This window comes from Agathobaculum sp., assembly GCF_022775115.1.
Lineage (GTDB): Bacteria > Bacillota > Clostridia > Oscillospirales > Butyricicoccaceae > Agathobaculum.
The window spans coordinates 23,763-35,038 of record NZ_JALFLA010000079.1 but is presented as its reverse complement, the minus strand read 5'-3'; the positions used below and the strand labels follow the sequence as shown (position 1 = coordinate 35,038).

9 protein-coding genes are annotated in these 11,276 nt (G+C 46.3%); all 9 read right to left on the bottom strand.

Translation table 11 applies throughout. The features are described 5' to 3' along the window. Positions 1-522: 522 nt before the first annotated feature. From MR935_RS09660 to MR935_RS09620, 9 genes are read right to left on the bottom strand one after another with little or no spacing between them, the layout of a single operon-like run. On the bottom strand, positions 523-1,533 hold the full coding sequence (locus MR935_RS09660) for a glycosyltransferase family 8 protein (RefSeq protein ID WP_290573052.1): 1,011 nt from the start codon (positions 1,531-1,533) through the stop codon (positions 523-525). A 14-nt stretch (positions 1,534-1,547) separates the two neighbouring features. Beyond that, positions 1,548-2,918: an FAD-dependent oxidoreductase gene (locus tag MR935_RS09655; RefSeq protein WP_290573050.1), complete on the bottom strand. Its 1,371-nt coding sequence runs from the start codon at positions 2,916-2,918 to the stop codon at positions 1,548-1,550. Beyond that, positions 2,918-4,372 carry an NAD(P)/FAD-dependent oxidoreductase gene (locus MR935_RS09650; RefSeq protein ID WP_290573048.1) on the bottom strand — a complete coding sequence of 485 codons (1,455 nt, stop codon included), beginning with the start codon at positions 4,370-4,372 and terminating at the stop codon, positions 2,918-2,920. The genes MR935_RS09655 and MR935_RS09650 overlap by 1 nt, the downstream gene beginning before the upstream one ends. A 12-nt stretch (positions 4,373-4,384) precedes the next feature. Next, positions 4,385-5,443, bottom strand: coding sequence for a glycosyltransferase family 8 protein (locus tag MR935_RS09645; protein WP_290573046.1), 1,059 nt, complete (start codon positions 5,441-5,443; stop codon positions 4,385-4,387). A 3-nt stretch (positions 5,444-5,446) separates the two neighbouring features. Continuing rightward, positions 5,447-6,481, bottom strand: a complete 1,035-nt coding sequence (locus MR935_RS09640; RefSeq protein WP_290573044.1) for a glycosyltransferase family 8 protein — start codon at positions 6,479-6,481, stop codon at positions 5,447-5,449. Positions 6,482-6,502: 21 nt separating this feature from the next. After that, on the bottom strand, positions 6,503-7,246 hold the full coding sequence (locus MR935_RS09635) for an ABC transporter ATP-binding protein (RefSeq protein ID WP_290573042.1): 744 nt from the start codon (positions 7,244-7,246) through the stop codon (positions 6,503-6,505). 14 nt (positions 7,247-7,260) lie between these two features. Beyond that, positions 7,261-8,028, bottom strand: a complete 768-nt coding sequence (locus tag MR935_RS09630) for an ABC transporter permease (protein ID WP_290573040.1) — start codon at positions 8,026-8,028, stop codon at positions 7,261-7,263. Between the two features lie 54 nt (positions 8,029-8,082). Then, positions 8,083-10,311, bottom strand: a complete 2,229-nt coding sequence (locus tag MR935_RS09625; RefSeq protein WP_290573038.1) for an acyltransferase family protein — start codon at positions 10,309-10,311, stop codon at positions 8,083-8,085. Positions 10,312-10,333: 22 nt separating this feature from the next. Then, entirely contained in the window at positions 10,334-11,266 is a 933-nt protein-coding gene (locus tag MR935_RS09620; protein ID WP_290573036.1) for an NAD-dependent epimerase/dehydratase family protein, read from the bottom strand. Positions 11,267-11,276: the final 10 nt, after the last annotated feature.

Below are 11,276 nucleotides of genomic sequence, written 5' to 3'. Positions count from 1 at the left end.
ATCGTCTCATGCCCTGTCATCCAGATGTCCAGAGACGCGAGGCTTTGAGAAAAAGGAAAACCTGATATGATACCAGCGGCGGACCCGAACTTAACCGGGCCCGCCGTAATTTTGTAGGTGGGTGATTATTAAGCACTTACGCATGAACAACATATAAAATGGTAACCACGGCATAAACGGTATAACCAAACGACGCGAATCATCCCATTCGCGCCGTCTCTGCATGCTGTATAGCAGAACAATGTGTTTTAATACTTTTCCCACATATCGCTGGAACACTTATGTCAACTAAGCTGAAAGTGCTTAGCATCCAATGACATAGCTCCACATATCGCTGGAACACTTATATCAACTAAGGTGAAAGTGCTTAGCATCCAATGACATAGCTCTTTCCGTACAGCGCAGCAACACCAAAAGCCAGCATATCACCTTACATCGGGGATTGCGCAAAGTTCAGCATATCTCAAAGTAGTCTGAGTTTTTCCAAGACTGCCGCGGCATCCTCCATAATCCTGCTTTCCATCACCGGCGCCACATTTTAATATAAAGCTTGCTATAAATCCGGCTGCATTCATGGCGTATTAACCATATTGGCTGCAGCCATTTGGGAAGGCGCTGTTTGGCGGCAGGACTTGGCAGCTCATCCGCCACCGGCGTCTGATTAGCAACGCTCCAAAATGCTTCTCCCAAGTCACAGCCGACATCATTCCACGGCTTTTGATCCCCTGCGTAATGGATAATAAATGGCGACTGTCTGGATCGCCTATATTGCTCTACTTCTGCCTTGGGCGCGAGGTCGATCACATATCTTACGCGATATCGATTGTTGTCATGTAAAACATTCCAGCGGTAATCTATCCGCTTGATGCAGCCCGCGCAATATTGATTCCAAATATCTTGGTCATCGTATTGGTACTTTGCCTTGGCGGCGATCTGAATAAAAAATCCGGGCGGAAACCTTTGTCGAAGCCCCGACAGATTGAGCACCAAGACACCCGACTGGATGTATGTGGAAGGATCGCTGAGCGGAACACTGCATCGGTAGTAATGGCGATACTTTTTATTCCCTTTGCGCCACTGACCTATGAAATCCAAATCACATACCGCACCAAGCAGGGCATCTCCTAGCTCTGTATCATAAAGAGCAGCCACATCCCGCCGCACAATCAGGTCGACATCCAACGCGAGAGCCTTGTCGTATTGCTGCAAAAAATCAACGGAAAACAAGCTAAAGCACGCGCTTTTTCCTTCCCAATCGCCGGTTTTAGGCAAAAAAACTTTCTCTAACTCCCTAATATCCAGAAAGCTTAGATCGCAATTATCCCACGAGCGCAACTGTGTTTTGAGCCAGGCTTGATGCTCTGCTGTCAGCTCGTCGTGAAAAATATAAAACGCATACCTTTTCTCTCGGTCTCCACACTGCATCACCGACCAAATCATCACCAGTGCATACTTCAGATATGCGGCTGAGGATACTGTGATGATCGGAATTATATCCCTATTCATCTGCTGACTTGATTCGGTTGTCATCATTCCTCACCATTAGCTTATCTCTCCGCCGCATGCTCCGCGATAATATTGACACTGTTTTCACCAACATTTTGCAGCAATATCTGCCCCGGATAAACAGGCAGCGCAACCTTTTGACCATGGATCAGCGAAACCAGCGTCTGCAATTCGGCTCGCTTTACCGGCCTGTCACTTCTTACGGCCACAACACGCCCTTGCGCGCGCACTGTTGTCGTCAAAATTCGTTCCGGCGATCGCATCTCCTGTATCGCAAAGGCTTTGCCCCTCCCGCAACGATTGCCTTCGACGGTATCCCCTTGCCCTACTGTTATCTGGCAGCCATTGGGGCACAGTGTGCAGGTAACGCTTCCCGGAGCCGGCAGACCCTTGAGCATTGTATTCTCCACACCGTCATCCCACTGCAGCATTGGCTCGCCTGCAATATATCTGACTGCGTTTATTCCGGCTGTTTCACCCTGCTCCGAGACAAAATCCACCAGATCCGTAACCCGGCGCGCATTGCCGCAGGAAAAGATGCCCGGAATATTGGTTTGCAGGAACCGGTCTGTTAATGCACCATTTGTTCGTTCGTCCAGCTGCACGGCAGCAGCTCCCGCGATCTCATTTTCAGGAATAAGGCCTACCGACAGTATCAGCGTATCACATTCCATTGTCGACGCCGAGCCCGGAATCAGCTCTTGCCGGTCGTTCACCTCGCTTATCTCGACAGCAGTCACCCTGTCTTTTCCAATAATTTTTGAAACTGTGTGCTTCAGATAGAGCGGAATGCCAAAGTCATCCAGGCACTGTGTAATATTGCGCGCCAAACCGCCGGGAGATGGCATCACCTCGACAACGGCCAACACCTTAGCGCCTTCTATGGTCAAACGCCTTGCCATAATCAGACCAATATCACCTGAACCGAGGATCACAATACGGCGCCCCACCATAATGCGCTGCATATTCACAAGGTTCTGCGCAACGCCCGCCGTAAAAACACCGGCGGGTCTTGATCCCGGAATGGAGATCGCACCCCTCGTGCGCTCCCGACAGCCCGTGGCGAAGATGACTGTCCGGCTCTGATAAACTGCAAGCCCCCGCCTGCCGACGGCAGTGACGCAATGAATTCCGTTTTCGCTTGTCACCTGTGTTACCATGCAGCCAGTCTTCATTTCCACCCCTGCGTCTATAGCCTCCGCCACTGCGCGCAGCGCGTACTCCGGGCCGCTTAGCTGCTCTCTATACCTCCGCAAACCGAATCCGTCGTGGATACATTGGTTCAGTATCCCCCCTGTTTGCTCCTCGCGTTCTAAAAGCAGAACCCGCGCCGCGCCATTGCTTTTGGCGGCCGCAGCCGCAGCCAATCCTCCCGGGCCGCCTCCCACTACAATAACATGATATAGTTCCATTATTTCGCCCCATCCACAAAAAGTTCGCTGCCCCTGCTGCGGTACCGAATGCTTTCCGGCGCAACTCCATATTCACGCACTAGAATATCAATAATTTTGGTCAAACAGTAGCCGCCGCTACACCGCCCCGTCGTTGCCCAAGCCCGGTATTTGATCGCCGATAAGCTTCTTGCACCAAGCGGGTTTTCGATCGCCTGCATGATCTCCTTTTTCGTTACCTTTTGGCAGCGGCAGATAATATCCCCGTAGTCGGGGTCATCCGCAATGAGCTTGGCTTGCTCTTCCGGTGACTGCTCCCGGAAGCGTACGACCGGCCTGCGCTCGGCGATAAACATCTTCTTTTCGACCAACTCCATATGCTTTGCAACCATGTCGCGCACTATAAAGGAAATCGGCACAGACGCGGTCAAGCCCGGCGACTCGATCCCGATCAGATTGATCAAGCCCGGGCAGGATGGCTCTTCTCGAATGACAAAATCGCGAAACCCTCCTTCTTCAGGTGGAGCCTGTTTGGGTCGAATCCCACTATAATTTCCGATAATGTGTTTTCGCTTTAGGGCCGGCAGAAGCTGTGTTGCTTCTCGAAATAGCTTGTCCATAATTTCTGATGTGCAAGAATAATCATCCCGCGCCTCGATATACTCCGCGCTGGGGCCGATGATGATATTGCCGTGGATCGTTGGTGTCAAATGAACGCCCAGTCCGCCGATCCCCGCCTTCGGAACGGGGTAAACCGGAATATCCAAATATTCTGTCGCAATCCTATCCAGAATATAGTACTCTCCCCTGCACGGATACAGCTGATATCCGCCAACGCCGGCCATGTCAGAGACGCGGTCGGAATAGAGTCCCGCACTGTTGATTAAACACCGGCATTGGAAAATCTGCTGATCCGTATGTATCTGAAACACGCCATCTGTATGCTTGATCCCGGTCACTTCATGCTCCAGATAGAAGGATACACCGTTTTCCACCGCATTTTCCGCCAAAGCAATGCAATAGGTAAACGGATCAAAGATCGCGGTTTCCGGAGAATACATTGCCCCGATACCGCCGATCTGAGGAGCCATTTGTCTCACCTGCTCCTGATCGATGATTTTTAATCCCTTACATCCATTTTGAATGCCTCGTTCGATGATGGTATGAAGCGTTTTCATGTCTTCATCATCAAATGCGACCAATAATTTACCTGTCTTTTTGTAAGGAACACCCAATTGGCTACATACCGCTTCAAATCCCCGGTTGCCCTCCACGCACAGCTTTGCCATCAAGCTGCCCGGCTTGTTATTGAAACCGGCATGAACAACTGCGGAATTCCGGCCGCTGGTTCCGCCAGCGACGTCGGCCTCCTTCTCCAGTACAGCTACGTTTAGCCGAAATCGAGAGAGCTCTCTGGCTATCGCACAGCCCACAGCGCCGGCACCGATGATGATAACGTCATATTCCCTTGACACATTTTACCCCTTTCACCACTTGCGCTTAAAAAAATAATAAATTTTTCTGGGTATAAAGGTTATGAAACGTCCTATTCTATAAGAAATTCCTTTGCTGAATTCTCTATAAGCATCTGAATATGTTTTGGCGCTGATGCTCGCCGGATCGACTGTCGCCATCGGACTATTGCATCCCCCCAAGCTATCAATAAAGTCATCCCAGAAGTCCATCAACAGTCCCAATTGGGATAAATAGCTCCACCAATACTTCTCATATCGCAAGCCACACATTTTCCAAGGCTTGTACCGGTCTGAGTAGTGAATTACCACCGGGTTTTTAAAAGCCTTCTGAATATCTGCTAATTGCTCTTTATTATTTTCCTCATACCATGCCAGATCATCCAGCTCATGCAAATCTACACAATATTTTACCGGCATCTTATCTATATGTCCGTAGCAGCACGCATTCAAAATGTCTTGGTCTTTCGGCAAGGAATTTGGCTTGACAGCTTGTAGAAACTTCTCTATCATGCCGTGATCTCTCATCTCCTTGAGATTCATAATCATGACGCCTGCACCCACATACTGGTCTAAGGTACATAGTCCTATCTGCTTTTCCAAAATTTTAATGGCCTGTCTGCCATACGCATTTTTATAGTCTGAGAGCATATTGCTTAAAAATCTTTCCGGATATACCCCAGAAAAGTAGTTATCTTGTATATCATGCTCAAACATTTCTTCAAGATCAGATAGAATCAATGTGTCAGAGTCAAGATATATGCACCGATCAATACCTGCAAGCATTTTCGGTGCCATTAGCCGATACATTGTCTCCTTGCCAACACCCGCCACATTTACCTTTGTGTCTGAGAAAGCATCTTCCATCTCAATCCAATGCAAAGAAAATCCATCATATTTTTCTTCCATAAACCGGAAAGGCTTCAAGCTTTGTTCACTATATTTTTTCTCAACCAGCACATAAATTTCATAAAATGTGTTATCTTCCTTATTATCAAGCAGCGACAGCATCGAAACAGCCAAAATCTTGGAATATGCTTCCGATGACAGATACAAAACCGGGATCTTATTCATTTTTCAACCTCTAATCTTTTTTAGTCTTTCCACTCCATGTTTGATGCCTCTGGGAATGCAGGTAATCTTCCTGCCTATACGATAAGACAGACTGTGTGTAACCTTGGCCAGTTCTTCTTCAAAATAGGTTATCGGTATCTTATTCCTTTCCACAAGATTATCCCATAGGTACTCCGCCGCGCCCATTGCATATGCATACCTCCACCATTCTTTTTCATATGGAATACCCAGATACTTCCATGGCTTATATTTATCAGAAAAGTGTATGATGACAGGATTCCGTTTGGCCTCCACCAATTGCTGATATAATACCTGATCGGTATCTCGATACCAGTCTTCCCCTTGCAGCTCATGCAGATCCAAGCAACACTCAAGTGGTAATTGCCCGATATGCCCATAGCAGCATGCGTTTAATATCTCCTGATCAATCGGCCCGGAATGCGCCGGTATTTCTGAAAAAAACACTTGGGCCATATGATCATGCCGCATTTTTTTTAAATTCATCAGCAGTACTCCCGCCCCCACATACTCATCATACCGCAAATCTCCTGCATATTTTTGACACAGTTTTTCATACATATCAAAGTGAGGAGTCGTATAGTCCTGTGTGGCGGTTTTCAAAAAATGCCTTGGATGCAGCCCGGAAATATATTTTTCGGAGATATTTATTTGGAAAATCTCATACAAATCCTCTAACACCAAAGTATCTGCATCTAAGTAAAGGCACTTATCCACCCCTTCATCCAGAAGTTCTGTAATCAACAGCCGATAGTTTGATTCTTTGCCCACCCCAAATGCATTGACTCTTGTGTTGGCGAATGCGTCTCCAACAACGACCCACTGTATTTCAAATCCCGAAAATCTGTTCACCACTTCTGAGAACAACTGGGCAAACTGTTCTGAGAACATTTTTTCAACTATAATGTATATTTGGTAAAACGTCGCTTCCTTTTTGTTATCTAATAGGGAGACAATTGAAACTTGCAAAACAGGCGCATATTCCTCTGATGAAGCATATACAATATGCAATTTCTCCATCGTCTTTCCTCCGATACCATATTAAAGTTCACCCAGAAATTTTTCATAAGCATCGCACACCATCTGCGTATCACCAAACATCATTTGGTTCCCCTTGTCAAGCCACAAAACCTTAGTGCACATTTCGCGTACCTGCGCGGTTGAGTGAGAGACTAAAATTGTAGTGGCGCCTGCCTGAATAACGCTTCGCATTTTTTGCTCACTCTTTTTCTGAAAGGCTCCGTCACCAACAGACAGCACTTCGTCCAATATCAATATTTCCGGCTGCACCATGCTTGCAATGGAAAATGCCAGGCGAGCCTGCATCCCGGAGGACAACTGCCTAAAGGGGCGGTCTTCGAATTCTTCCAGTCCAGCAAATTCAATGATATCCCGATAGGCATCTTGTATAAACTGCCTTTGATAGCCAAGTAAGGCTCCCCGCAAGAACGTATTCTCTTTTACTGTTAAATCACCATCGAAACCAGAGCCTAACTCCAACAGCGCGGCGATTTTACCTCTTGTTACAATTGTTCCCTCCGTTGGCCTCATAATGCCGCTGATTGCTTTCAGCAACGTTGACTTGCCGGAGCCATTCACTCCAACGATTCCAAGCATATCTCCCGTGAATATCTGCAAGCTAACATCTTTCACTGCGCAAAATTCTTCTACGCGATAGCGATGCGTCAGCTTTCTCATCACATATTCTTTCAAACCTATCGCTTGGCAATCTCCAACCCGGTAACGAATCGATACATTTTGCACATCTACCAATGCATCTGACACAATAACCAATCCTTTTAAATATAGTATAGAAATTTGTGATTGAGCTTTTTATACAAGAGCGTCCCAATCAGCAATGCCGCCAAGCTATAAAACAGCATCAACAGGTGATACTGCACGCTTGGAATGACCGCGTCTATTACGATCAATCTGAAATACTTAATATAGACGTACAAAGGGTTGAGTAAAAACAATCTCTGAATGATGGGCGAAAAAGCATCGACAGAATAAAAAATAGCGGAAACATACATCAATATCAGCACAAGCACATTGTACAGGTAACTTAAATCTCGAAAAAACATATACGCTGTTGACAATATCAAGCTCATACCGCAATTAAATAAAAGCATACAAGCAATGACGTATATCAATAAGAAAAAGTTGTGCGTGAACGGAATATGGTCAAAGAATACAAATAACAGAAATATCAAAAACGTGAGACCGAAGTTGATAAGCGACGATATATTACGTGAGAATACAAAAAGATATTTTGGCGCTTTTACCTTGGCAAAGATTGGAGCATTAGCAGCCATAGCTACCAAGCCACTTTGTGTAGCCTCGCTGAAATATGTATATACCAGATTGCCGGAAAACAGAAAAATGGTGTAATGTGGAATATCACTTCCAAAAAAGGTGTTAAAAACCATGATCTGTATGGTCAATGTCATCAGAGGAGATAGCACGCTCCAGAAAAGCCCCAGTACTGTCCTTTTATATTTTAAAATGAAATCCCTTTTTACCAACTCGCCAAAAAGAAATTTATATTCGCTGATTTTTTGGATCATATATGCCCTCCAACACATCTCCATACTGCATGTCTTAATTAAGCCGCCAACAGATCAATCGCTCTTATACTGTATTTTCATCGCGGTGAATGCAAACGAGCTGGGACAAGCATCAGGAAACGCAAAGTCTAACGTTATTTTATTATTTTTTATCTTCTCTTGCGGCACGATAACCTCAACTGTTTTTTCATCCAAAAATACGTCATTCAGTAGCTCATCCTCCGCGCACAGGATCACCATTCGCTGCGCTTTGGTATCCACCGCACCCCATTCCAAGGTTAGAACCAGATCCTCTCTGATTTCATTAGCAAACAGCAGTTCAACCGAGGCAGCGCCTTTTGCCCATGTAGTGGCTTCCTCCGGCGCGCCCAGACCATAAGAGAAGTATGCATTTGCCGTAGGCTGTGCGCTGGTAAAGGTAAGCGTATCACCTATCGCATATACCTTTTTCTCATCAATCACCATATTGGTAAACGCAAAGGAGCTTGGACATGCATCCGGAAAAGCAAAGTCCACCGCCAACTCTGTTCCTGTCAAAAGACCTTGTGGAATAGTAATATGAGCTGTTTGCTCATACAATAGCTTTTGATTAAATATTTCGACTCCCTCACATGTCACAACCATGCGCTGTGCCGTGGTATCAACTGCGACCCACGAAAGGGTCAGCACCAAATCTTTCTCCGGTATCTCAGGCAGAAGCATATACATTCTCGCCGCACTTTTCGCCCACGTCGCCAGTTCTTCAGGTGTACCCAAGCCAAACTCAAAGTATCCATTGGCCGAGGGGCTTTCCGTAGTGAACGTCAAACTTGTTCCGTATTCATAAAGCGTTTGCTCCTTTAGTACGATCGAAGCAATCTGCACATCTATTTTATCCGGGAAGGACAGCTCCATTTGCAGCACATGATCCTTTACCATATCATTTGGAATCGCTATTCGAGTGATTCCCGCTTGGTCGGCAAAGGCATCAGCCATTTTGATGCCGTCTACCCAAACTTGAATAGGCGTATTCTCTGGCGCACCCAACCACTTGATTACTGCACTTAAATCATAGGCTGTTGTCTGTTCCACCCGGAATTTTAACTTTATCCTTCCCGCTTTTATGGGTGTCCCTTCCATGCCAATAAGGCCGAGTCTATTCTCTGCATATTTAAAGCCAGTTGCCAGCGAACCGGAAAATCCCACGGTTTCCCCTAACGTGTACTCTTTGTCGTTCTGCTCTGCAATCATGCCTGCCAGATAGACCGCAAACAACGCCAACACCAACACGCTAACAATATCAAACCCTTTTTCGCTTTCCATATCATGTGCAATGCTGCTGACCATCCTTTGCACAGGCCGCAATATACGATTTATGAGCACACCGATTAGCAAAGAGCCTACAAGAACCGCAGCAAACTGCACAACTCCATCAAATGGCAGCAGCTGGTGCAGTGGCAGGTGAAACAGCATAATGCCCAAGCTTTCACGCCCTATCAGCGCGATTGGCTTTGCAGATAAAATACGCGCGCACCAGCTATTGGAACAAAAATATGCACATGTAACCAATATGGCAGAGATCCATATCATGTTCTCATAGCCGATGAAGGGGAAGGTTACAAAGTCTGTATAGCAGAAAATGGCGGCCAACATGCAGAAAATGCCGATACGCATGAGAAATTGCACGCACCTGTTCGCGCTCCACTTTTGCATTTTATCCCATTTACACAGGTATCCAAACGCCATGCCGATCATGATATTATTGATATTCCAAAATACCATACCTCCTGTGCTGGAATTTGTACAAATCACCCAAAATGCTCCCGGCTTAGAGGCCAGCCCGATCGCCATCAGCAGCACGGCCACTATTAGGTCATTCGCTCTGCAAAAGCGCTTTAAACCATATATAGCAATCATGATGGCTGGCAGCACCAACCAATATAGAAGCAATTGTGCCAGAAACCATACAGTGCCATAGGGTCGAATAAAAAATATATTATCGAAAAAGCTGACACTGCTATCCAACAAGCAGTATGTCGTGGTCGCAAGAATCAGCATTGGAAAGACTTTGAAAAAGTTTTTCAAATAAAAAGCTGCAATATTTTTGTACGAAAGAAAGTATTCTTCTCCATCACGCGTATATGGCTTGGCAGCCATAAAACCGCTCAGAAAGAAGAACACATAGTTTCCCAAAATCTCTTGACTTGCTGAGAATCCTGTCAGGTGGAGATATCCTGCAACTATGAGAAACATACCTACCGCGCGTATTCCGTCTAATGCTGCTATCCGTCCCTTATTGCTCACAAGACACCTCACAAAACCACCTTTAGTTCTCTATATGTTTATCTAGGAGCCACTGGGCTGTTCTTCTAATGCCCTCTTCAAATGTGACTTCCGCCTGAAAGCCGGTATCGTCCACCAAAGCGGAGATATCATAGCAAGACGCAGGCAGATATACACCATTAAACTGCATTTCTCCAAACCCCAGCGTAGCCTCCGGTGATACAATATCTCTTAATATAGTTAAGAATTCCTTTAGTGGACGTACTTTTCCTTGCGCAATAATATAGCTACGGTTACTTCTTCCATTTTCACCAATGCGCCGAAACGCCTTTGCCGCATCACTGATATAGATAAAGTCATACATCTGGTTGCCATCGCTTAACGGCTGATGCTTGCCTGCCTGCAAATTACGGATCATCGAATTGATCAGGCGGGGAGAAGTCTCTCCCACACCATAAATGTTTGTAATAATCGGCCAAATAAATTCGATGCCATTGTCCGCCGCCACACTGCTTCCCATGTATTCACAGCATAGCTTAGCCGTTTTATACACCTTGTGTTTATCCAGCGCATTGGCCCTACCCTCAGGCGTATTCAGCTCGTATTGCGACACGCTGCCCGAACCTATAAATTTTCTGCATTCCATAGCGGAGGCGCACAAAATCGCGTCCATGACCCATTTGACATTCATAATCTGCGTTGTATAATCGGTCAGCGCCTCCCCGCGCAGCCCATCCCACGCAAACTGATACCATGCGTCAAAGCCACGCTCCTGCATTTTATCTGGTAGATCGCGTATTTGCTTGATATCACACTCCACCAGATGAACCTTCTTCCCGTACAGACGGGAGTGCTCCAAACAGGACGAAAAGCCCGGGCGAACCACCGCGTACACCTCTGTATGGTTTGCAAGCAGCTCCTCTATAACGGCGCTCCCAACGAATCCATTGCCGCCGGTAACAATCACTCGTTTCATCTTTTCACCA

Coding starts and splice junctions, on each gene's coding strand:
- MR935_RS09630 (WP_290573040.1), bottom strand. CDS start 8,028: ATGATCCAAAAAATCAGCGAATATAAATTTCTTTTTGGCGAGTTGGTA.
- MR935_RS09655 (WP_290573050.1), bottom strand. CDS start 2,918: ATGGAACTATATCATGTTATTGTAGTGGGAGGCGGCCCGGGAGGATTG.
- MR935_RS09645 (WP_290573046.1), bottom strand. CDS start 5,443: ATGAATAAGATCCCGGTTTTGTATCTGTCATCGGAAGCATATTCCAAG.
- MR935_RS09640 (WP_290573044.1), bottom strand. CDS start 6,481: ATGGAGAAATTGCATATTGTATATGCTTCATCAGAGGAATATGCGCCT.
- MR935_RS09620 (WP_290573036.1), bottom strand. CDS start 11,266: ATGAAACGAGTGATTGTTACCGGCGGCAATGGATTCGTTGGGAGCGCC.
- MR935_RS09660 (WP_290573052.1), bottom strand. CDS start 1,533: ATGATGACAACCGAATCAAGTCAGCAGATGAATAGGGATATAATTCCG.